Consider the following 24,622-nt stretch of genomic DNA (forward strand, 5'->3'; position numbering starts at 1 on the left):
TAAATGGGAATGAGATACTAATTCTAAGGAGGAATTTATGTGCAACAAATGAAAGCTTGGTTCATCGCTATGTTCTCTTTCGTATTCATCTTTTCTAGTTCAGCTGTTCTACCTGTTAATGTGCACGCAGCAACGATATCTTCGTATGCGCTGCCTTCGATTTATTCAGCATCTACGGTCTACTCACTCAAGGTAGATTCCACGACAATTCCCGTCGTTGGATACACCGGTGACTATGATTACGCCCACTTTTCCATGTTGGGATCTGCGACCATTGAGGTTACAGCACTGGGTGAAACCAGCATCACTTCCTATTCGATTAGTCCCAAGAAATTGAATTTGACAGGGACAACGAGCGGGAACAAGCTGACCTTTACGGTGAGTGGCGACGAATATTTGATTGTGAAAATCAATGAGCTCCGCACCTTGGTCATCGCAGCCGATCCGGCGGAAACGAATAAACCGGCTTCTTCCGGCACAGGCATATATAATGTCAAAAATGCTCCTTACAACGCAGATAGCACGGGCACTACCATGGCGACAACAGCTATTCAGAATGCCATTAACGATGCAGCCAATTATGCCGGCGGTCAGGGGATTGTGTTCGTCCCGGCGGGGATTTATAAAGCGGGGAATTTACAGCTGAAGAGCGACGTCGCGCTTTATTTGGATGGTGGTGCGGTGCTCCGTTTTACCGGCGTTGCCAGCGACTATACCGTTAATTGGCACAAAGATTCTCAAAATAGAGATGTCACTTGGTGGTTGTACACACCGACTGGTACTGACAATGTGAAAATTTATGGCCGGGGAACCATTGATGGCAATGGAAAATACGCGACAACGACGAACAATTTCGCTAGTAATATCATTGTACCGATAGGTGCAACTAATTTTACTTTTGACGGTCCGTTGATTAGGGATTCAGGATCATGGGCGGTTACACCGGCTAGATCCAATGATCTTACGTTCAAAAACCTGAAGATTTTTAACCGTTTTGATATGGGTGAAAATGATGGGATCGATGTCAATGAATCGCAGAATGTCCTTGTCCAGCATGGGATTGGAATCGGTTTAGATGATCCTTACACGACCAAGACATGGGACCAGACTGTTGATATTAGTCTTAACTGGCCGGGCAGTCCTGAGCCTGTAAGTAATGTCGTTTTTGATGATCTGATTGCCTGGACGGTTTGCTTCGGCTACAAGGTTGGTCAGGGGATGAGGCAGGATCAAAGCGGGGTCACCTTCAAGAACAGTGTGGTTTACGATGCTTCGGTAGGCATTGGGATTGACCATAAATACGGGGTGGGAGCCCTGACGAACGTAACTTTTGATAATATTGATATTGAAAGAATAACCAAAACGAACGACAGTATGCGCACCTGGGCTTATTTTATCATCCGCAATGCAGATAACTTGGGTGGCGGTACGATCGATACATTAACTATAAAAAATATCAATGTACGCGATGTCGGCACGACCCTAGGCACATTGAAAGGCTACAGCAGCACCAAAATGATTAGCAACATCACCTTTGACAATATTGTTCCGCCTGGCAGCCCGACGCCTGCCCAAAATTTATATGGTATGAATATCCTCAATCATGCCTCCCATACGCCGGTTACCATTTTGCCAACGCAAATTGCCGAGCCGGTTCAACGACCGAACCTTGCTCTGAATAAGACAGCAACCGCATCTTCTTCGGCAGCAGCACCTAGTCTTTCCTTCGATGGGAACTTAGGCACGAGATGGGGATCTAACTATACAGATTCGGAGTGGATTTACGTAGATCTGGGCTCCAGTGTATATATCGATGCAGTGAAGCTGTTTTGGGAAGCAGCGTATGGAAAGAGCTACCAGATACAAGTGTCAAATGATGGAACGTCTTGGGTGAACGTGTTTACCACGACAACAGGTGATGGGGGAACCGACGACATCAGTTTTACACCTACGGTGGCCCGCTACGTGAAAATGAATGGAACACTAAGAGGCTCCATTTACGGTTATTCGCTTTGGGAGTTTGAGGTGTATGGTACTATTGGCAACCTAGCCTTAGGCGCGGGTGTAACTGCGACAAGCTCTGTTGAGAATACGAATTTCGGGGCTGCTAAAGTGAATGATGGTCAACGTAATGCCGTTTCGGGCTCAATGGGCTGGTCGAGCAACAACAATCTAACGACAAACCATACGGAGTCTATTTCGTTAGACATGGGAGCCAGTAAGACGATTTCAAAAGTAGATCTCTACCCGCGTAATGACGCAGGGAATGTGGGTCAGAACTTCCCGATCGACTTTACGATCAAAACCTCGACAGATAACGTGAATTGGACGAATGCTGTGATCCAAACGGGCTATGCACAGCCCGGCAATGCCGTACAAAGTTTCAGCTTCCCAGCGGCAACGGCACGTTATGTGAAAATCGAAGGTACGAATTTGCGCCCGAATCCAAGTGATGCGAATCGCTATCGGATGGCGTTAGCCGAGGTAGAGGTCTATGCTTCAAATTTGGCAAATGGTGCGATTGTAACCGCAAGCAGCACACTTGAGAATAGTAATTTCTCCACGTCTAAGGTAAATGATGGTCAGCGGAACAGTGTTACGGGTTCAATGGGCTGGACGAGTAACAACAGCTTAACGACGAATCATACGGAATCCATAACGTTCGATATGGGCTCCAATCGAAGTGTCGCCAAAGTAGATATTTATCCGCGTAATGATACAGGGAATGTCGGCCAAAATTTCCCGATCGACTTTACGATCCAGACCTCGACAGATAACGTGAATTGGACGACGGCTGTGACCCGAACGGCATATGCACAACCTGGAAATGCCGCACAAAGCTTCAGCTTCTCAGCGGTAACGGCCCGCTACGTGAAAGTTGAAGGCACGAATTTGCGGCCTAATCCGAGTGATGCGAATCGGTATCGAATGGCTTTTGCCGAGGTAGAGCTCTACTGATAGAAAGATGAAATGACCCGCTATGGCTGTTGGCCTATAAGTGGGTCATTTTTTGTCGAAATAATCAACTTTTTATCCGAAATATGGTAGCATTCCCGCTAGTTTTCAGCTAGACTGAAGGAAGCTATTTACGAATATCATGTTAAATTGGGGTGGCAGCATGGCTAAGAAAGGTTTATCTATAGGGAAAAAGGCAGCACCATTTCGACTAGATTCTACACAAGGTATTAAGGGTTTGGAAGATTTCAAGGGCAAGCCGTTAGTTATTATTTTCTTGCGTGGAACATGGTGCCATAATTGCCAGAAACAGATGCCAGAGTTAAATGAGTATTATGAGCGATTTTTGGAAAAGGGCGTTAATCTCATTGCCATCGCTGGACAAAAGCTAGCCAACATCAAAGATTATGTTAACGCGAACGGCATCAAATTCCCCATTCTTTCGGACGAAACGAGAGAAGTCATAAAGTCTTATGAGGTATTCACGCCAATTAAATGGGACTCATTCCGAATTGCGATTCCAAGCACGTATATTATTGATGAACATCAAACGATTCGTTATTCCTATATTGGTGAGAACCAAGCGGACCGACCATCTGCGAAGGAAATTTTAGAAGTGATGGATACCCTTTCTATTGTCTCTGACCAAGGCAACTCGATTCAAGAGGAGCTTCCGGTTTTCTTAGCGAATATGAAATCCACCCTTCAGCATGTGAATACTTCTGCTGCCTATGTGACGAAAAGTATAGAGGACAATCTACATAATATTGAAGGACTTAAGAAAGCTTCTCTAGGTAATTATGAGCAATTAGAGGAGTTTGTGAGCGTTTATGAGAAAAAGTCTGAGGAATTAAACCAATATAGTCATCAGCTGAACACGACATCCGATGAATTCATGGATATTCAGCAGTTGAATCAACAATTAAGTCATAACATTCAAACGACACGCGGTTTGATGAATGAGTTAATTAGTATGACCCTTGTCGTTAATGAGATGAGTGAGGTCATCTCCAAAATTTCCAGACAGACCAAAATTCTAGCGCTAAATGCATCCATTGAAGCTGCTCGTGCAGGAGAGCATGGCAAAGGCTTCGCCGTTGTCGCTCAGGAAGTGAGCAAATTGGCTCATGGAACGGAGGAGTCTGCAGGTAATATCACAGCGCAGCTGCAAGCGATTGATGAGAAAATTAATGAAAGCTTTTCGTCTTTCTCTACGTTTGAAGAAACGATGGATACGGTTAGAGAGCGAATTTCCGTAAATTCTGCTCATATCCTTACCATATCGGATGGCGTTAAAGTGATTGCCAATGACACGCTGCAGCTAGGTGCCGAACTGAACCATATCAAGGATAGCCAGCACCAAGCGCAAATTGATTTGAGTAAAATTGGGGAAGTTGAAACGACGATAAATAGTGAAGTAAGTGAAATCTTACAGGATATGCATTATCATGTAGATCAATTGAATGCTTTGGATGAGAGAACGAAAAAGTCGAAATAATAATCTCCCGAATAACCAAAAACACCTTTTCAGGTACGCATTCTTGCGTATGTGGAACGGTGTTTTTTCTTTTTTCGATAAAAACACCAATAATACCCCATTTGGGGTATGGTGCTTTAGTCGCATTTACAGGTATTTTTAGTATGTGAAAACGCGGAATATTGTCGTAATTTGATTAATTTAGTATAGGGAAACGGCATCGATAAATAGGAGGTACTATGAAAAAAATAAGTTCAATCATACTGGCGCTCATCCTCTTGATTGGGGGACTTGTACCGTATGCGAGTGAAGTAAGTGCGGCGGCCACCTTATTGCCGGCCCCTATGCATCAGCCTGACGGGATATCTGTCATTGCAACACCGGGTTTGGATCCACTTACGAGGAAGTATTTTCTCAAATCAGGGGACACCATTTACTTGAATGTGCAATTCGAGAATGGTGGCGCTGCCTGTCACAAAGACAGCATTGTTATAACTGAAACGGTAGGCAGCCAAACTACACCGGCTATCTTTAGAATTCCTGAAACACCACCCAAATATATGGGCTATCCCTCTTTATTTAAGTACACGGTCGGAGCTTCTATGGCCTCCGGTCGACTCATCATGAAGCAAGGGCCAGAATTATGCTATACAAATAAGTTGGAAAACGCTTGGCATTCTTTCTCGAATTACAAAACGAACTTTAGCGATGGCACATCCATGGATAACATCACGTATTTCAAAAGTTTGTTCAAGACCGAAGTTTATATTGATAATACCGCTCCTACCATCACATTTGGACAACAATCCAATTCAGACTATAAGAATAGCCATGGGGTTACGGTAACATCGACTGATCTGCCCGTTGAAGGGAGTGTGTCACTCTATTACACGTGGACGCAAAGCGCTGCGCCGCCAGCTGTTGCGGAGATTAATAGCAGTATAGTGAGCGGAACGGCGGCTCCCGACCCTACAGGTAACGGGACTTACTATCTTCATGCTCGAGCTGTAGACAAGGTCGGGCACGAAACGATTAGCTCGGCTGGACCGTTCAATTATGATCATGAACCGCCAACGATAGCATTCGGGCAGTACGCGATTGGCATTATTAAGAAAAGCCATGGCGTTACTATAACAGCAAGTGACACGCCAGTGAATGAGAATGTCAACCTTTATTATACGTGGACTCAGAATGTGCTGCCGCCACGAGACGAGGAGATTTCAACGGGCATTCTGAGTGGAGCGGCCGCATTAGATCCGCCAGGCACAGGCATCTATTTTTTACACGCCAAAGCAGTGGACGCTGCCGGCAATACGACCATCAGGTCGTCTGGCTCTATTATGTTTGATAATGAACCGCCCAAAATTACGCTCGGACCTATATCAAGTACCGCCCAAAAGAGTCAAAATGTGACATACTCGGTCCTTGACGCCTTCTCGGGCTTGAAACAATGGAGCTACGAATGGTTCAAGGAAGGGGTTTCCTACTCGACGGGTACCGCAAGCAGCGCTTTAGGAATGTTAAGCGTACCGAACAGCCTGGAAGGCAATTATAAGCTGAAAATCACAGCAACGGACAATGCGATGAATGTGAGGACGCTGGAAAGTCTGGATTATGTCATCGATAAAACAGCACCGACAGTAACCTTCTCTGAGCAAGGGAACAGCACGCCTGCCAATGCGCGACAAGTGAATGTATCCTTGGCGGAAGCTAGAGGAACGCTCGGCCAGGCAAGCTATTTGTGGTCTAGCAGTGTAACAGTCCCAAGTCCTAGCGCTCCGGAATGGAAGCTATTTTATGATGGAACAGGCTCCAAAACGTCTCACAGCGCAACACTATCTTCTCCAGCGAATGCGAATAACACGCAATATTTACATATCAAGACTGCAGATAGCGCAGGAAACATCGGTTATGCAAGTACAACACAGGGCTTTGTGCTGGATAATACGAAACCAACAGTTGCCTTTAGCAATCCAAGCACGAGCACGTACAGTAAATCGGTTACGACAAGTCTTAGCTTGTCAGATAATATCACGACAGCGCTTGGGAATTATGTCATTAAGTATGTCGTCTCGAATCAAGCGACAACCGATGGAAACGATGCGGCATGGAGCAGCTCGACGAACGGAACTTTTAAAATTGAAAATAAATCGGGTACGTACTACATTCATGCCAAGGTTTATGATCAAGCCGGCAACTGGCAGCTGGCGCGGGGCGGTCCATATTTACTGGATGACCTCGCACCCACCGGTACGATACATATCCCTGTAGAACAAACGAACAACAAGTCTGTAGCGGTAGAGCTCACAGCGACAGATTTGCATGGACCCATCGATATGCAGCTGTCGACGAACGGAGGCACAACTTGGGGGAGCTGGGAAGCATTTACCGCTTCCAAGCTCGTTACCATACCGGAAACGGAAGGTGTAAGGACGATCTCTGTCCGATACCGTGATGTGGCTGGCAACATCAGTACGACCTATTCGGATACGGTTATCTATGATGTAACGAAACCGACTGCGGTGAAAATAACCTACAACACAACACAAATCACGAATCAGTCCGTTACGGCGACATTGACGGCAACGGATACCAATACAGCCTCAGGTGATATCGATGTAGTCAATCTCAGCGGATTCAGCTATGTGTTCCAAGCAAACGGAACGTACACGTTCGTATTTCGCGATAAAGCAGGCAATGAGAATACGGCAGTCGCAGCCGTGACCTGGATCGATAAGACGAAGCCACAGATTCAGTTCAGTGTAGAGGGAGTTTCGGACAAAAAGAAAGCGGCAAGCTCAGTTATTTCAGCGACGGATAATATGACTGCGGCTAACGAACTTACTTATGCCTATGCCTGGTCGATGAATGCAGGTACGGCTCCAACAGCATGGACCGCGTTAGGTGCAGATCATAAGGCCGAATTGAGCGGGGCGAATGGCCTCTGGTATTTGTGGGCCAAGGTAACGGACAAAGCTGGGAACGAGGCTATCCGCCGCACAAACTCGCTCTTCCAGCTTGACAATACGAACCCGGTAGGCGTGGTTTCCTATAGTCCTGCAGGGCGCACCGCTAGCGATGTGAAAGCAACCTTGACTGCTAACGAATCGGTAAGGGTGACGAAACCTAGCAGTGGGAGCAAGGAGTACCTATTTACGGATAACGGTTCCTTTGAGTTTGAATTTGTAGATGACGCAGGTAATGTCGGTAAGGCTATGGCGACTGTGAATGGAATTGATCGAAGTTTACCTTATGCAGCGGTGACCTTATCCCCCAGCGGTTGGACGAACGGCCCCGTTCGTGTGACGGTAGATGCGTCTGGCAATCCTGCGCTGTCAGTAAGCCATATCGTTGTACCCGAAGATGCAGTTCTGGTCTCACAAACGGTTCAGCAAGCCGTCTATGATTTTAAAACGAATGGGACACTTCAATATACGCTGCTGGACGGGGGCACTACACTGACTAGCGAGGGAGAGGTCGCGGTCCAAAATATCGATCTGGTGCCTCCGACAGCAGATTTGATGTATAGCACGCAGAGTAAAACGAATGAAGATGTGACCGTGACTTTAATTACCTATGATGACAATCATGGCGTAGTTACGATAGCTGGAAGCGATACGTATACCTTTACGGAAAACGGCTCGCATACGTTTATTTTTCAAGACGAGGCGGGGAATGTTTCGCAGAAGACGGCAACAGTCAATTTTATTGATAAACAATCTCCTGTACCAGTGCTTACGTATAGCGAGAATACATGGACGAAGCAAGATGTTATGGTCTCCCTTTCCTTCACGGGTGAAGATGATCCTGTAACGGTAACCAACAATGAAGGAAGTACGCAGTATACGTTCAAAGAAAACGGAAGTTTCGTGTTTTATTATCGAGACGCAGCAGGAAACGAAGGCCAAGTAACAGCGGAGGTAACCGTAATCGACCGATCTCCTCCAACGGCGACTGTGAGTTATAGCGAGGTGGGATGGACGAATCATGATGTGGTCGCTACGTTAGGGGCTCGGGATGATTCCGGAGTACTTCCAACGGTTGTCAATAATGGGGGACTGACGACATACACATTTACGCAGAATGGTACATTTAAGTTTGTTTACCAAGATGCAGCGGGCAATCAGCGCGAGATTAACGCGAATGTGGATCGGATTGATAAGACGCCACCTGTGGCTAGTATTCAATATTCAACGGCCATGACGACAAAGACCAATGCGGACGTTCGCGCAAGCGTTGAAGCCAATGAACCGATCAATGTCATCGGCAATAATGGCAGTACTTCTCGTGATTTCACAGCAAATGGGAACTATGTATTCCGAGTAGCAGACCGTGCGGGCAATGAAACGACAGTAACGGCGAATGTATACAATATCGATCGTACGCGCCCCGTTTTGAACGTTACATACAGCAAGACAGCACCAACGAAGGATGATGTTATTGTAACTGTAGAAGCTAACGAACCCATCCAAGTGCTGAATAATAACAGATCCAATCAATTTGTTTTCAAAGAGAACGGGACATTTACTTTCCTCGTTCAAGATTTAGCCGGTAACACCGCTGAATCCGTAGCGACAGTAAGTAATATCACAAGAGCAACGGCGAAGGTTACATATGCTTACAGTGAAACAATGCCTACAAGAAACAACGTCAAGGTCACATTAACAGCTGACAGGGCACTGACGTATGTAGGAATTACAGGAAATGTCGTAACCTTCACGGAAAATGGAACACGCTGGGTAGAAGCGACAGATGCTTTGAATAACAAATATGCCCTGCGAATCGATGTGAACAATATCGATCGAGAAGCGCCGAAGATTCGATTCTTAAGCGGAGAGCAACTGCTAATCGATGCTGGAACAACAGCTATTAACCCGGCTTCCGATGTTGAAGTATCTGACAATCTAGATGGCAACTTGAAGGAAAAGCTCAGTGTGTCCCACAATATTCAAACTGGGGTTCCCGGGGAATACGAAATTACTTACAAAGCGACGGATCGCGCCGGTAATCAAATGGTTGTTGTGCGCAAAGCGATTGTAATCGCACCAACGACATTCACGCTGTATGTTAATTCGAAGCAGCTTCAAGATACAGAAGCAGTGGTCTATGGCGATGCGATTCAGTTGAAGCTGTTCGGACAACAAGGCTTAAGTCAAATGAAATGGGCGCGGGGATATAAAAATAAAGGCGATTTTAAGACCTTTGGGCAAGCTCTAGCAGATGGCAATTTACCGGTTAAGGAATATGGCCTATATACGTTCTTTATCCAAGACCAAGAACGTCAGACGAAGCTCGTTCATGTCTACATTTTACCAACGAAGACTTCGGAATAACGAGGAAGCATCAACTTTTCTTTGGTGGTTGATGCTTTTCCTTTGTAGAGGAGAGTGAAACATGAAGGCGGTACAAGCAAAGATTTGGAAGAAATTTGCACTCATTATGATGACAATTGTGTTATGTCTGCCTATCGGTGGAGAGCTGGCGCTTGCGATTGATGCGGAAATTCAGCCGCTCACGGTTGCGAATGATTTCATGGATGTAAGTGTCAATAAGCAAACAGGACGCTTCAGCGTGATGACGAAGATGGGGGCTCCGCTCAAAACAAGCGACGACAACAAACCGCTGCTGTTCCGCGATAAGTTGCCAGAAACTTCGTTTACGACATTCCGTATTAATGGAAAAGATTTTATTTATGGAAATGGTTACGGATTTCTAGGAACGAATGGTTATTTTACCTATTCGCCTGAGAATAAAGGCCTCGCGAATCAATCCGTCTGGCATGTTGAAGGTCTTGAGATTGCTCAGACGCTAACGTTAGTAGATGACCAAACGAACCCGAATGCGGGTAACATAAAAATCTCTTACAAGGTTAAAAACACGACGAAACAGGATCAAAATGTCGGGTCTCGCATTCTGCTTGATACGATGCTGGGACCGCAGGATGCTTCTCCCATCTCCTTATCAGGCGGCAATACGTATATTCGAAATGAAACGAAAATCGAAGGGTCACTTCCGTATTATTGGAGAGCGACAGACAACCCTTTGAATCCAAAGGTGATGTCATACGGCTTCATGCAGGGCTGGGGAAATAAATCGCCGAATCGGATGATTCTTGCCCATTGGAATGGTATTTCCGAGACCAAATGGGATTACACGGTGAATCCGCAGCTGGATTTTACAAGTACGCAAAATGCTTATGGTTCGGCGGACAGTGCCGTTGCCATGTACTGGGATCCTTCGAATCTTGCTCCTGGTCAGGAAGCTGTGTTTGAAACTTACTACGGGTTAGGCAGCTTTTTTACCTCTCAAAAGGGAGCGACCTACGGGCTGCAAATCGGGGCGCCGAAACAATTAAAGGTCAATGAAAATGGGACTGGTTATAAGGAAGCAGAGTTCGAGGTTCGTGTGGATATCGACAATTCGATCGATCGTTCCGTAGAGCAGCAGAATGTTCAGGCCGTTCTTGGATTGCCTGCTGAGCTTGAGCTTGTACAAGGAGAGCGATCAACGAAAGCGGTAGGAGGCGTGAAGGTCGGCGAGGTTAAGACGGTTACTTGGAAAGTGAGGCCAAAGCCGCAAAAGGTGTATAAAGCTGCACAATTTCAAGTTATTGTACAAGCAGCCGGCAGCGAAGAAAATATACAAGCTTCCTTTGTAATCCTGCCAGCCTTATCAGGCAAAATTCCCGAAGTACAGGTTCTAGAGGCGCTTCCTAAGAAACTGTATATGTTGGATGAGAATCCGTCGATAGCTCTGCAAGGCAAAGGGTTCGAGGTTCTAAAGGGTTCAAACGAATGGCAAGTGCAGATGATCCGTGAACGTGATGGGGCGCAAGTATCCGTTCCGAGTACGGATGTCACTGTTGTGGATGATAAACAAATCACGGTCCAGCTGAAAGACACGCTGTGGCCTCCGCTTAAGGATGAGCCAGGCACTTACATGATTCGAATTAATGCCGGCGTGATCGGTACGTTTGAGAAGAAGGTCGAATTCACAACAGACAAGCGCTATAAAACGAGAGACTACGGGATATTGCTCGTTGTTGGCGAGAACATGGATGTTGAGGGGAATGAGACTTACAATCTGGTTCCGGTTGAAAATGAGTCCAAGCTAGCTGATTTGAAGCATCAGTATGCAGGTGCCTCGAAAGAAGCCTTGCTTGAGTTCCGAGGGCCGATTCGCTCGATGGCTGGAGACAATTCGTACTTCGAAATCGGAGCGGGAGCGACCATTAATTCAGTCATCCGCCACGATACATCGAAGGAATTGAGCGCGATTTTCGGACAAGCCTCGCAAAAAATGGTGATTCAAAAAAATGATCAGGACCTTTCCCATGAAGGAAACTACATTGAGTTGAAAGGGAACGGCGTGCTGTCCATTCCTGGATTTCCGTTTTCGTTTGGTCCGTTTAGTATCGAATTGGTTGATGGAAGCCGCTATTCACTGGATGCGAACGAAGATGATGGGCAGAAGCCTATTGAAATTAACTGGGAAGTGCTGAAAGGTTTGTCGGTATTGCAGCATATGTCCTTCTTCCAAGTGGAGATTAAGAATGCAGTCATTGGGAATGAGAGTGTTTCTTTCGGCGGGTCGGTGTCGATGAACTTCAACCCAGGACAGAAAAAGGAAGAGGAGAAAGATCCGAACAGGAATAACAATCAAAACCCACCGCCACCGAATAATAATGGTGGGCAGCAGGGGGATGGGGCTGAGAAAGACCAGACGGATGACCTCCTTAAGGTGGGCTTATCCCTGGATGAAGCGAAGTTCGGGATGAGAAAAGAGACGAACATGTTCGGGCGGGCGAACACCTTCGGCTTCATGGGACTCCGCGCGGAAGGTTATGCCGGATTGCCGGAGGGCATGGTGCCTGGGCTTGATTTTGGCGCAAGCGGCAGGGTCATGCTGGATACCTTTAATAAGAAATTCGAAATCGAGGGGCATGTTCAATTCCAGGTTGTTGAATTGGATGGCTTGCTGACGCTGCGCTTTACGGAAAGCGGTGTGCCAATCCCTGATAACTTCGTCTTCGTTGTTGGCGGGGAGCCTGGAATTCCGCTAATCCCGATAGCACCTGTGGCATTTATCACCAAAGGCGGTGGCGGGTTCCGTAATCTGTATGACACGGTTACAGGCAATTTTAATATTTTGCCTCCACTGAAAGTTGTCATGGTTGGCGGGCTAAGTGTTGCCAAGGTTATAACGGCAGATAATGTGACGCTGGGATTATCAATGCGGGGAATGGAATTTTCTGGTGAATTTGAGATTCTGAAGTTTCCGATTCTCAAGGAAGTGTACGGAAGCGTCGACTTTCAAGATTCATTAACCAACTTCGGTATAGCGCTTAAGGCTGGAGCAAGGCTTGAAATTTTCGATGCGATTATAGGTGAAGTCTATGTTGTTTTCGAATATGATTCGTCCAAGCATGGCTTGTTAGGTCCTGTTTACATGGCGGGTGGAGGCTCATTAACAGTCAGAATCCCTAGAGCGGTGCCGATTGTTGGCGGCAAAGAAATCGCTCATGCATCAGGAGAGATCAGCTCCGAGAAGGTTTGGGGGAAGGTCAGAATTATTGGCATTCCGTTTGGCTATCAATATGCTTGGGGAAGCCGCAGGCCGACACTCGCATCGTCGCGGTTAACGGCAGACATGCTGCCGGAAGCGGAAGGGCTGATGGAAAAGGAGTACATCGATGATTCCGGAAATGTGTCAGCGATGACCTTCGGGACGAATATTAAACGCGTCGCAAGCTCGAAGAAACCTGCAGCATCGATGAAATCTGCTGATCGTGTAAGTATTTTATCTAACTCCAACGAATATGAAATTCCGGTCACAGCTGATCAAGAAGCAGCGTTATTCGAACTCAAGTACACGGGGGAAACGCCGCCAAATCTACAAGTCACAGATCCGAGCGGCCAGGATTATCCGCTCACGATCGACGAAAACTACTTGGTACAGGAAATTACACCAGAGGATTCGCAATCGGGAATGCTAGAGAAGCGTGTGTACGTTTCAATCCAAAAGCAGCTTGTAAGTAACATGGCAGGGAATTGGAAAGTGAAGTCCGACCAACCGCTTGAATGGTCATTGATGGATGTAACCGTACCTGCAACCTTGTCGAATGTAACCGCATCAGTGGATCCCGAGGGTGGCAATAAAGTCAGGGTGAACTGGCAAGGAGATCATACGACGAACGAAAAAGTGTCTCTTTTCCTAAGCACGAATAACGAAAATGATCCAGGCCGCCTGTTAGTTAAAGACATTTCTGTTCAGGATGGGACTACGGAGATTACACTCCCTGAGACGATAGCAAGCGGATCTTATTACGTCAAAGCCGTCTTATCACAAGGCGACACGAATCTGGACAGCAAATATAGCGGTGCAGCCATCACAATTGTAAACCCTCATCAGCCTGTACAACCGCAAGAGGTTAAAGCATTACCGGCAGGCAGCGGTTTGCTGGGTGTATCTTGGAAAACGCCGCAGGCGGTAGACGGTTACACGATCCAACTGCTGGATGAGAATAATAAACCTGTAACAGGCATAGGCACCGTGGATGTGCCAGGAGACGCTAAGGAAACAACCCTTGGCGGGATGATTAAAGATGACACTGGCACAACGGTCGGACTTGTTCCAGGCTCGACCTATAAGGTATCCATCGGTGCGTACAAGAAGGTCGAAGGTGGCAAGGTGTATAGTGAACCAGCTATTTCTGCTGGGGCTTACTTACCAGTGCCTAACCCAGCCAAGGTTGAATTAACTCAATTGAATATGAATAACGAGCCTATTACGAATTCGTATGGGGAGAATGGACAGAGTGATCAGAAAACCTATGTCGTGAACGAGAAATCTTTCCAATTGCAGCTGCATGCGGATCAATCGGTTTCCACAATCGTTCGTGTGAATGATAAAAACGTAGGCACATTCTCGGGAGCTGATTGGAAGCAAACTATTCCCTTAGAGGAAGGGGCCAATTTGATTGAACTCCTTTCCACGAATGCGAGCGGAGACCAAACACGCAGCGGCACAAGGGTATTCTCAGATACAACAGCACCCGACCTCAAAATTGAGCGACTAGGCTCCATTTCTACCGATAAAACGGTGTTGGTCAAAGGGGTAGCTGAGCCGGGGAGCAAAGTAAGCATCAATGGGCAGCCTATTACCGTAGAAACGGATGGGGCTTTCGAACATGCCTTGCCGATCGAGGGTTACTTGTCGAAATCCATTGTCGTCACAGCAAAGGATGATGCGGATAATGAGACGATTTACAGCTCTGAGGTTATGAATCAAGCCGTGGATGCATTCATGAAGGTGGAGCTTCGACCTGTTGCTGAAGCCTCAGGAAAGCTATCGGCTGATGGAGAAGAGCTCAGCCTTCCGGCAGGCAGCAAGCAATCATTAGAGCTAGTAGGTGTGGATAAGAACGGCGTATCTACGGTTATTGATCCTAGTCAAGTAGGCTGGAGTGTGATTCTGGGTGACGCCAACGGCTCCGTTTCGGAGCAAGGGCAGGTTGCAGCAGACTATGAGGGCGAGCTGGTTGTCAAAGCCTCCTATGCAGTGACGACAGAATACGCATTTGAGGATACGCTCATCGTTAAAGTCGGCAAGAAGTCAGATGCACCTCCGCCATCTAAACCTAACTATGATGACTGGTATATTCCGCCGACGCCTTCGAATCCGAACCCGAACCCTGACGGAGACGGTTCTTCCGGTGATTCGCAGCAGCAAGCTGATAAAGTAGTGGAGGAAACCTTGCAAAATATCCTGAAACGGCTCATCGAGCTGGAGCAGGATGTGGAGTTCGTCAGCTCGGCTAAGCTTGTGCCTAATCAAGAATCGATTGTGAAAATTCGTGATCGAGCGGCACTTCGATTTGCAGCGCAGCCAATGCAAGAGAACGTAGGTCTTGGGATTGGCGTAGTACGGAATCTGAAAGCCTATGAAAGTGACGGCTTGAAAGTCATAGGAGATATCTATGAATTTAAGTTTGATAAACCGATTAAGCTGAAAGAGCCTGCGGAGCTTACGATCCGCTTTAATTTAGAAGAGATTCAGGATCCAAGTAAGGCGGGTATTTATTGGTATAACGAGCGAACGAAGAAGTGGGAATATATCGGCGGCGTGATGAATCCGCTAGCAGGCACGATAACTGCGACGCTTCCGCATTTTAGCAAATATGCTCTCCTGTATAACGCAGATATGCAGGATTTCAAAGATATGAACAATCGCTGGTCTCGCGATATGGTCTATCGTCTCGCATCGATTGGTGCGGTGAACGGCATTAATCAGGGGGATGGCCTTATCTTTGCACCTACGCGATCCATTACAAGGCAAGAGTTTGCCAAGATCGTAGTTGGGGCAATGGGCACTGTGCTTTCATCCAGTAACCTGCCGATGGAATACGCGGATCGGGACGATGTAGCACCATGGGCAGTGCCTTATATGTCTACGGCGCTTACGAATCAATGGCTGGGGGGAACTTCCAGTCAGAATAAGCTTTATCTCGCGCCTTCCGTGCCTATTTCAAGAGCTGAAGCGATTGCGATTATCGGACGCATCTTGAAAGCTGGAGACAGCAAGGCAGTCGGAGCGGGTAGTTCATTCCTCGACGGGGGCAAGATCCCGGCTTGGGCGAACGAATACGTTCCAGTGCTCGTAGACCAAGGGATTGTTAGCGGATATCCGGATGGTACGTTAAGGCCGAATAATGAGATTACGCGCGAGGAAGCAGTGGCAATGATTAGCAGAATGATCGATACGAAATAGAAATAGAAATAGATAAGCTAAAATCATATGTGCATGAGGCTGTCTCACTCTTGAGACAGCCCCTTTTGCATACAAAGAGAAGTTCTAGAGATTATACGCCGCGCGTCTAATCTAATGGATGTTTCTTAAATTGATATCTATCGTCATATAATATGCTCTCATTGAGGTTCCGAATGAATTAAACCATATTCTCAATTGAATATTGTTGTAGAAGGTGCAACATTAGCTGCCTAAATCTCGCCGTTCTCACTGCGTTGTTGCATTATGTACAACAATTTGCTCCTATACTGGCCATTTCGCAACAAGTGAGCTCGAAATGTTGTACAAACTACAACTTCAAGCTGCAAAATAGCCTCTAGGCGTGAGAATTGTTGTAGAAAATACAACATTTGTAATCCTATAGCCCATCTACCGTCACGAAAGCTGAAGGGGGCTATCCCAAAAGTCAAATTCAGAAAAATGAAATCCCACTTTATGTATTTCGCAGTCTGTCTGCTACTTCCATTGGATTAATCCAATGGAAGTAGGGATTTGGCGGCCTAAAAGTCAATTCCATTGGATTTATTCCAATAGAAGAAAGAATTTCGAGGCCTGAAAGTTGATTCCATTGGCAAAATCCAATGGAGGTATGAATTTCGTTCTGAGACAACTCTATTTTCGCTTATAACAAAACGGGCTGCCCCAGTCCTACGGATTTGTAACCCGCTAAGGCGACAACGGTTGAACGTAATCCATCTTCCCCGGTGATCGGTACCTGTTCGCCATTCAGCAGCGCATGAACGAATGATTTCACCAAGTAATCATCCATGGAGTCACCCCAGAAATTCCATACGCCTTTTCCGTTTTCCATACTATATAGCTCGTTTTTCTGAGCAAAACCATCGATCGCAATGGTTCCTTTCGTACCGATGATCGTCATCGTCACATCTCCCCAAGTAGGGAATGACGCGTTCCGCGACCAGCTTGTGTCTAAAACGCCAAACACGCCATTGGCAAACTTGACATGTATCATGCCAGCATCATCGATATCCAGATGATCGTTAAATAAAGTGGCTGAATAGGCATAGACCTCTTTCACTTCGGATTTGGTAATCCAATTCATCAAGTCCATGACGTGAACGGTATGATCCAACAAAGCTCCGCCACCGGATAACTCCGATTGGAGGAACCAACCGGAAGGAAGCGAACCGCGATTGGTTCCCTTAATGGCTATGATATCGCCGATCTCACCAAGTTCGACCGCTTCCTTCGCTTTAATAACCGAAGCCAAATACCGGCATGGAAAAGCAGTCATAAGCTGAACGCCGTTTTCCTTACAAGCGCTAATCATGGCTTCCATTTCGGAGACGGAAATGCCAAGCGGTTTTTCACAAAGCACATGCTTGCCGGATTTCGCAGCCGCTAGTGTTAACTCTGCGTGACGGGCATTTTCCGAGCAAATGACGACTGCATCAATATCAGCAGCAAGCAAATCCTCATAATTTTCATAATAGGGCAGTCCATAATTGGTCGTTACTTCTGCTACGCGGCTTTTGATCTCGTCCGCGATACCGATGATTTCGACATTCGACATGGCCATGAACGAATTCAAATAAGAGTATGCATGGCCGTGCGCAAAACTGATCATACCTACTTTTAATTTCTTCATGCTGTTTCCTCCCCGAGCTTTGAGCTAAGCTGCAGCCCCACAGACTTCCCTGTCCGTACCGATTCCAGCGCAGCCATAGTAATTTCTAGCGCCTTATAAGCATCGTTAGCCGTTACGATGGATTCGCTTCCATCTCGAATGCATTGAATGAAATGAGCTATCTCCAAGTCATAGGGGCTAGAGAAGCCTGGACTTTGCGGAACCTCTGCGAAACGTCTGTCTTCTGAATCGGAAGGGGCCTTGCAGATTTGCAGAGAACTGCTTTTTTGACTGTCGCTTCGTATGATGCCTTTGCTGCCCGCAATTTCCACGGCGGTTTGGAAAGGTCCGTGATACCCCCAAAATGCTTCCAGATTGGCAACCGCCCCGTTTTCAAAAAGAAGAGTGACCAGAGCGTAGTCGATGTCATTAACGCGTTGATTCAAGCCATATACCGACTTCACTTCTCCGACCGCCCAACGTAAATAGTCAATATCATGTATCATGAGATCGGCAATAACGCCGCCGCTTTTATCCGCTTCGTAGAACCACGGTCTGAGATTCCCGGGATGTGAGCCTATCCGCTTGGCATGAACTACGCCGACTCTGCCTAATTTCCCCTCATCGATGGCTTGTTTCATTTGTACATATTCGGGGAAAAAACGAACAACGTGTCCGACAAAAAGGCGAACGCCATTTTGTTCGCAGCATTGGATCATAGCTTCTGCATCTTCTAAATTAAGCGCAAGCGGTTTTTCACAAATCACATGTTTACCGGCTTCTGCCGCTTTCAACGTATATTCTTTATGTAAGAAGCTTGGTAATGTCACACTGATGACATCGAAATCAATCTCTTCCAACATGGCTTCAAAGGAATTAAATGCACGTGCCCCTGTTTTCGCGGAAAGTTCTTGCGCTAGCTTGAAATCCGTATCGCAGACGCCAACAAGCTGCACATCCGGCATGTTAACGTAACTAAGGGCGTGTACATTTCCCATTCCCCCGCAACCGATAATGGCTACTTTCATCAAACTCACTCCTCACTTTGATGTATAATTATTTCTAACTAATCTATATCATATGCGTAATACTAGTTACCGTATATGCGGACATTTATTCTTTTTATATCCATATTAGTGCTGATTGAAAGTGCGGTGATTGACATCCATGGAAATTTTTAAAGAGCCGATCCCCTACCAAAACGCGTCGTTATGTATGAAGGTGTGGCGATTTACCCAGTCTGGAAAAGAACAGAAAGAATTGAATCCCTGGCACTACCATAAAGAGGTTGAGTTGATTTTGGTTGAAGAAGGGACTCACGAAATTCAGACGCCTAATCATGTCTACTCGCTTAATGCCGGGGATGTGGTGGTTATTGGTTCTTCCCAATTGCACAGAGGACGAAAGATCGGTGATAAGGATCTCGTCTACATCGTGCTGCACATCGACCTTCAACCTTATTTCGATCCGGCTATGATGATGTATTACCGGCATTTTTTAGAAATATTTCATCCATTAGAAGAGCTGAATTACATTTTCCGGGAAAACGAAAAGGTGAAGAAGGAAATTGGCATGATTATCACGGATACACATAATGAGGTTATGGGCAAAAATAAAGGCTATGAAATCGCAGTCAGCATGCATATCAAGCATCTGCTCTTGATGCTGCTTCGCTATGACAACCGGGAGTTGTTAACGACGCATGTCAATGTGGATGCCGATGTTGATATCATTCGGTCGCTTGTTGCTTATGTGGATGACCATTTGACAGAGAAAATAGACATGGGAGCAGTGAGCCAAATCGCTGGTATGAGTTACACTTACTTCTCCAAATATTTCAAGAAAAAGATGGGATCCTCGTTTACCGATTACGTCAATCAAAAGCGTATTTCCAAAGCGGAGCGGCTGCTTGTTACGGAAAACCGTAGTGTGAACGAAATTGCCGAGTCTGTTGGGATAGAGAATATGGCTCATTTCTACGAGTTGTTTAAACGATTCAACGGATGTACACCTAAACAATATCTTCGCAAAATGAGTGTGGACAGCCAAATTAAAGTAAATGTTAATATATCTTCGAAAAGCGATCTTTTCTCCTAGTTCCACAAGGGAGGGATCGCTTTTTCACATGTAAAGGCGAATTGTCGTCGAATGTGTTACTATGAGGAAAGACTCTACCTTTTTTGATTAAAGGAGCCGACATAATGATTACCGTAACTGGTTATCAAATTCATCAAGTTATTTTTGAAGACCCAACGATTATCGTTTGCCACGCTACCTCAGATGAACATGCTTGCGAGGTGCTTTTAAAGATTGTTAAAGAAGGCCATAGAGCGATTATAGAAAATGCGAAGGTTATTAATGAATATGAAATAGCCGGAAGTTTAAATATACAAGGTGTTATCAAACCAATCGCCTTATTAAGACAAGGAAATGTCCTAGTCTTGGCTAGTGAATGGGTACATGGCTTGACACTGCGTCATTTTGCTCAATCAGGTCAGATATCTATTCCTGTTTTTCTTAAGATTGCGATTCAAATAGCGCGTGTGCTGGAGCAACTGCATAAAATACATATTGTACACATGAATATCAGACCGGATACGATTGTCGTAGTGCCATCCTCTCTACGAGTTAGTTTGACGGGCATGGGACACTCCGTGTTATCGATGGACGGGGGCAGACAAGCAAGGAACATGCCGCTTATTGAGGGCTCTCCCCCTTATATGGCACCCGAGCGTACGGGGCAATTGAACCGCGTTGTGGATGGAGGCACCGATCTTTACTCTTTAGGGGTAACTTTCTATGAAATGCTAGCAGGTCAACTTCCTTTTCATGCGAAGGATCCGCTAGAATGGGCTCATGCTCACTTAGCCAAAACGCCTCTTCCATTATTAACATTCAATTCGCAAGTACCTGCGATTATCGATGAGATCATAATGAAACTTCTTGAGAAAACAATGGATCGCAGATATAAGAGTGCGTATGGATTGCGAATGGACTTAGAGAATTGCTTGCAGCAGTGGGAGGCAAACGGCGATTGTGAGCGATTTAGGATTGCTCAGCAAGATGGGCCGCTGCTGTTAGAGATGAATCGTGATTCTTCGGATCAACCTGTCATGTTATCAGAGAGAACAGAATTTGAAACAAGCGAGACAAGCAACGGATACTCACAGGTGCTAGAACTAGCGGCCGTCATGCGGGCCTCTCAAGCTTTTTCAGAAGAGACGGATTCCTATCATCTCCTCTCTAAATTAATGAGTATTTTAATCGAGGTTGCGGGGGCGCAAAGAGGTTGTTTCATAGCCATACGTTCAGCGGAACTTTATGTGGAGCAGATTGTGGAAGCGGAAGGAAGAGAACAGCCCTTAAGGGGAGGTATTCTGCTAAGTCAGTATGAGAACGTTTGCCAGAACTTAATCAGTTATGTAGCCATTAAGCGCCATTTTGTCATCCTGGAAGATGCGGTAAGGGAAGGGCTATTTACAGAAGACCCCTATGTCCAACAGCATAAACCCAAATCCGTATTAGGGCTGCCTATCATTGCACAAGGGGAACTGCAGGGAGTCCTTTATTTGGAAAATAATTTGACGTCTGGTGTTTTTGCAGCAGACCGGTTAGGTGTCTTGCACATGCTGGCTTCGCAAATCAATTATGTACAAAGATTGCTCGGCTATTACGGCAGTTCACAGAGCATTCAAGAACCTAAGTTCGTCGGAGCGCTTAAGGCCCCCACGAACCCTTTAACAGAGCGTGAGATTGAAGTCTTGCAGTGGATGGCGGCGGGATTATCCAATAAAGAAATCGCCGTGCGGTTAGTGATGTCCGCGGGAACAGTCAAGGTGCATATGAGAAATCTTTTCGGTAAATTACACGTCAATAACCGCGTGAAGGCAGTCACTGTGGCCACACAATTGAATTTGCTCCAAGCCACTCCAATTGCTGAATGAGATTGTGATAATATGGGAATATAAGGACGCATTGAAGACTTGTCTTTATTGTATTGGCTTCATACAATGGGAGTAAAGGGAACAACACTATATGTTAGGAGAGCTGTATGATGCGTTTTAAAGATGTGTTTTCGATCATCGGACCATCTATGATCGGTCCATCAAGCTCTCATACCGCGGGAGCGGTCAGGCTAGGACGTGTTGCGAGACAACTGCTTGGCGAACAGCCAAAGAAGGTTGAAATCATACTATACGGTTCTTTCGCCGATACTTACCGGGGGCATGGCACCGATTTGGCGCTCATTGGCGGTCTACTGGATTATGAAACCGATGATCCGCGTATTCCTGCTGCTGCCGAAGAAGCCGAAGCGCTTGGTGTGGAGATTGCCTTTCTTACAAGTAAAGATAAGGCTGATCATCCCAACACTGTTCGATTTATACTTTCTTCCGATACACGGGAATTGAGTATGACGGGAGCGTCGATCGGCGGAGGCAATGTTGAGATCGTTAATGTGAATCAATTTGATGTAAAATTTACTGCGGTATACCCTACGCTAGTTATTTCCCATCATGACCGTCCAGGAATGATTGCAGATATTACTGCTTTATTGGGTCGCAGCGAAATCAATATCGGTTTCATGGATCTGGATCGGAAAGGCCGCGATCGAGAAGCGATGACAGTGATCGAAACGGATGTATCGATTCCGGATTCGCTTATAGAGGAGCTTAAGAATTTAAGTATGATACACGAAATAAAAAAAGTAGACCTCGCAGAAAGAGGCGAATAAATGAGATTCCGGACATTGAAACAATTAACGGAAGTATGTGCTTCCGAAGGATTAACCATTGCAGAAGTCATGCTGGCTGATCAGAGCCAAGAATCGGGTAAACCACCTGAGTATGTCTTTGAAAAAATGCGAGCGTATTACCAAATCATGAAAGAAGCTGTTGCCAAAGGATTGACGGAGGATACGACCTCCCGGAGCGGGTTGACAGGAAAAGATGCTCAGCGTGTTGCGAGCTATATGACAACGACAGAAGCGTCCTTAGGCGAAGAGGCCTGCAAAGCGATGGCTTATGCACTCGCCGTATCAGAAGTCAACGCATCCATGGGACGAATCATCGCCACGCCGACGGCTGGCTCCTGCGGAATTATCCCGGGTGTTTTCATTAGCAGTCAGCAGCGATTTGGATGGGATGACGACCATATGGTAAAAGGCTTGTTAAGCGCCGGTGCCATCGGTTATGTCATCGCCAACAACTCCTTCGTCTCCGGTGCTGAAGGAGGATGCCAGGCCGAAGTTGGGTCCGCCATTGGTATGGCAGCAGGTGCGCTCGTGGAGCTTCGCGGCGGTACGCCGGAACAGGCGATGCATGCAGTGGGGCTTGCTCTGAAGAACACATTGGGGCTCATATGCGACCCTGTTGGCGGTTTGGTTGAAATTCCTTGCATTGTCCGTAATGGATTCGGGGCGGTTAATGCGATGGCAGCAGCGGATATGGCTTTGGCCGGTGTCAGATCCGTCATCCCTTCGGATGAAGTCGTTCAAGTGATGTATGAAGTAGGCACGGCAATGCCGGAGAAACACCGGGAGACAGCCAAAGGCGGCTTAGCTCAAACACCGACAGGCCAACAAATCATGAAAGAGCTGAATCTGGGTAAGAAGCAGCGTTAGTAATCAAGTCTGTGGGTGGAGTTTTCGCCTGCGGGCTTTTTTTGTTCGTCATCCGAAGGATGTTTTATTCTTAAGGCAGTCTGCTTGATCATATTCTCAGGAATTTCGCGGGATTCGCCCCACCTGACGCAGAATGTTGCTGAGACGATGTTTTTCATCGTTACAGTGGTGGGAGCGCGAGAAATTGGCTCCGTAACGATGAAAAACATCCTTAAAGTCGCGGGATTCGCTCCACCTGACAAAGAATGCTGCTGTGACGATGTTTTCATCATGTTTGTTTTTACAAAATTTTGGCATCCTAACAGCATCACATGGACAAGGGGTTTATTGGATGACTTTGATGATGCGGAAAATCGTCTTTAGTTTGTTGCTGGCTTGCACATTTTCTATACTTAGCGGATGCTCCCAGAAATCAAAAATGGAGCAGCACGGTATTAAGGAGCATTCGAACCTTGCAATAGAGCGTGAGACCGATAACAGAATGTCGGACTGGAATTTAACGAACAGTGATGCAGAGCTGTATATAGGGGATTTGGGAGTAGAGCAGCACTTCACAACAAACCAGGTGAGGAGCATGGCGACGGGAAGTACGAAACAGGCCCTCTTACCTAACGGCTTCCCGTTGATTCAGGCTTACCCCAATCCCGCTATTGTTCCCAAACAAGGAAGCTATGTAGAGAATGTGATAGATACGGCTATCAGCTACCTAGGGACACCTTATGTGTATGGCTCCGACAGATTGGAGCCTTCTTCGTTTGACTGCTCTGATTTTACACGTTGGGTGTATTTGTATGCACTCGGGATGGATTTGCCTTGGGATGCCAAAAATCAGGCCGCCTATGTAGATGCCTTGTCTAAACGCAAGTACCGTGATATAAGCAAGGCACGGCGGGGAGATTTATTGTTCTTTACGAGTTTTCGAGGCAATCGGGCAGCGGATTATGCAGGGCTGGATGCTTCACAGAAGCCCATTAGTCATATGGGAATTTATTTAGGTGACGGGAAGATCATTCATTCGGCTTCGAAGAAAACAGGCGGGGTTCGGATCGATCAGATTATTGAAAATCATTTTCATTTGCAGTACCGCTTTATTCTAGGCGGCGGAATATTGGATTAGCTAATAAATGCCCAACTACAAGGCCAAAAACCTAGTAGTTGGGCATTTGTTTATCTC

The 24,622-nt window shown here is 46.3% G+C and carries 11 protein-coding genes; 9 read left to right on the forward strand and 2 right to left on the reverse strand.

Going from position 1 to position 24,622, the window contains the following annotated elements; translation table 11 throughout:
* The first annotated feature begins 48 nt into the window (after nucleotides 1-48).
* The 4 genes from AC58U0_RS26925 to AC58U0_RS26940 all read left to right on the forward strand — a co-directional run bounded on the left by AC58U0_RS26925 (nucleotide 49) and on the right by AC58U0_RS26940 (nucleotide 16,201).
* Nucleotides 49-2,958: a discoidin domain-containing protein gene (locus AC58U0_RS26925; RefSeq protein WP_497382009.1), complete on the forward strand. Its 2,910-nt coding sequence runs from the start codon at nucleotides 49-51 to the stop codon at nucleotides 2,956-2,958.
* 160 nt (nucleotides 2,959-3,118) lie between these two features.
* The gene (locus AC58U0_RS26930) at nucleotides 3,119-4,453 is read left to right on the forward strand and encodes a redoxin domain-containing protein (RefSeq protein WP_497381946.1); all 1,335 of its coding nucleotides are present in this window, start codon (nucleotides 3,119-3,121) and stop codon (nucleotides 4,451-4,453) included.
* A gap of 218 nt (nucleotides 4,454-4,671) precedes the next feature.
* On the forward strand, nucleotides 4,672-9,765 hold the full coding sequence (locus tag AC58U0_RS26935) for an Ig-like domain repeat protein (protein WP_497381947.1): 5,094 nt from the start codon (nucleotides 4,672-4,674) through the stop codon (nucleotides 9,763-9,765).
* Nucleotides 9,766-9,826: 61 nt separating this feature from the next.
* Complete coding sequence (locus AC58U0_RS26940) at nucleotides 9,827-16,201, forward strand: S-layer homology domain-containing protein (protein WP_497381948.1); 6,375 nt, start codon at nucleotides 9,827-9,829, stop codon at nucleotides 16,199-16,201.
* A 661-nt stretch (nucleotides 16,202-16,862) separates the two neighbouring features.
* Here the strand turns inward: AC58U0_RS26940 and AC58U0_RS26945 are convergent.
* Complete coding sequence (locus AC58U0_RS26945) at nucleotides 16,863-17,849, reverse strand: Gfo/Idh/MocA family protein (RefSeq protein WP_497381949.1); 987 nt, start codon at nucleotides 17,847-17,849, stop codon at nucleotides 16,863-16,865.
* Nucleotides 17,846-18,856, reverse strand: a complete 1,011-nt coding sequence (locus tag AC58U0_RS26950) for a Gfo/Idh/MocA family protein (RefSeq protein ID WP_497381950.1) — start codon at nucleotides 18,854-18,856, stop codon at nucleotides 17,846-17,848. The genes AC58U0_RS26945 and AC58U0_RS26950 overlap by 4 nt, the downstream gene beginning before the upstream one ends.
* Before the next feature lie 139 nt (nucleotides 18,857-18,995).
* On the opposite strand from AC58U0_RS26950, the gene AC58U0_RS26955 reads away from it, so the two are divergent.
* The 5 genes from AC58U0_RS26955 to AC58U0_RS26975 all read left to right on the forward strand — a co-directional run bounded on the left by AC58U0_RS26955 (nucleotide 18,996) and on the right by AC58U0_RS26975 (nucleotide 24,565).
* A complete protein-coding gene (locus tag AC58U0_RS26955; protein ID WP_497381951.1) occupies nucleotides 18,996-19,925 on the forward strand; it encodes a helix-turn-helix domain-containing protein in 930 nt (309 codons plus the stop codon).
* A gap of 104 nt (nucleotides 19,926-20,029) precedes the next feature.
* Entirely contained in the window at nucleotides 20,030-21,772 is a 1,743-nt protein-coding gene (locus tag AC58U0_RS26960; RefSeq protein WP_497381952.1) for a protein kinase domain-containing protein, read from the forward strand.
* Between the two features lie 110 nt (nucleotides 21,773-21,882).
* Nucleotides 21,883-22,560: an L-serine ammonia-lyase, iron-sulfur-dependent subunit beta gene (gene sdaAB / locus AC58U0_RS26965; RefSeq protein WP_497382010.1), complete on the forward strand. Its 678-nt coding sequence runs from the start codon at nucleotides 21,883-21,885 to the stop codon at nucleotides 22,558-22,560.
* Complete coding sequence (sdaAA, locus tag AC58U0_RS26970; RefSeq protein WP_268616895.1) at nucleotides 22,561-23,448, forward strand: L-serine ammonia-lyase, iron-sulfur-dependent, subunit alpha; 888 nt, start codon at nucleotides 22,561-22,563, stop codon at nucleotides 23,446-23,448.
* Nucleotides 23,449-23,779: 331 nt separating this feature from the next.
* Nucleotides 23,780-24,565 (forward strand): NlpC/P60 family protein, encoded by a 786-nt coding sequence (locus AC58U0_RS26975; protein WP_497381953.1) that lies wholly within the window; start codon nucleotides 23,780-23,782, stop codon nucleotides 24,563-24,565.
* The last annotated feature ends 57 nt before the right edge of the window (nucleotides 24,566-24,622 follow it).

Source organism: Paenibacillus sp. J31P190 (assembly GCF_059692075.1).

Bases quoted from the DNA above. Each gene is read 5' to 3' on its own strand.
- AC58U0_RS26925 (WP_497382009.1), top strand. From the start codon at position 49: ATGAAAGCTTGGTTCATCGCTATGTTCTCTTTCGTATTCATCTTTTCT.
- AC58U0_RS26935 (WP_497381947.1), top strand. From the start codon at position 4,672: ATGAAAAAAATAAGTTCAATCATACTGGCGCTCATCCTCTTGATTGGG.
- sdaAA (WP_268616895.1), top strand. From the start codon at position 22,561: ATGAGATTCCGGACATTGAAACAATTAACGGAAGTATGTGCTTCCGAA.
- AC58U0_RS26955 (WP_497381951.1), top strand. From the start codon at position 18,996: ATGGAAATTTTTAAAGAGCCGATCCCCTACCAAAACGCGTCGTTATGT.
- AC58U0_RS26960 (WP_497381952.1), top strand. From the start codon at position 20,030: ATGATTACCGTAACTGGTTATCAAATTCATCAAGTTATTTTTGAAGAC.
- AC58U0_RS26930 (WP_497381946.1), top strand. From the start codon at position 3,119: ATGGCTAAGAAAGGTTTATCTATAGGGAAAAAGGCAGCACCATTTCGA.
- AC58U0_RS26945 (WP_497381949.1), bottom strand. From the start codon at position 17,849: ATGAAGAAATTAAAAGTAGGTATGATCAGTTTTGCGCACGGCCATGCA.
- AC58U0_RS26940 (WP_497381948.1), top strand. From the start codon at position 9,827: ATGAAGGCGGTACAAGCAAAGATTTGGAAGAAATTTGCACTCATTATG.
- sdaAB (WP_497382010.1), top strand. From the start codon at position 21,883: ATGCGTTTTAAAGATGTGTTTTCGATCATCGGACCATCTATGATCGGT.
- AC58U0_RS26975 (WP_497381953.1), top strand. From the start codon at position 23,780: ATGACTTTGATGATGCGGAAAATCGTCTTTAGTTTGTTGCTGGCTTGC.
- AC58U0_RS26950 (WP_497381950.1), bottom strand. From the start codon at position 18,856: ATGAAAGTAGCCATTATCGGTTGCGGGGGAATGGGAAATGTACACGCC.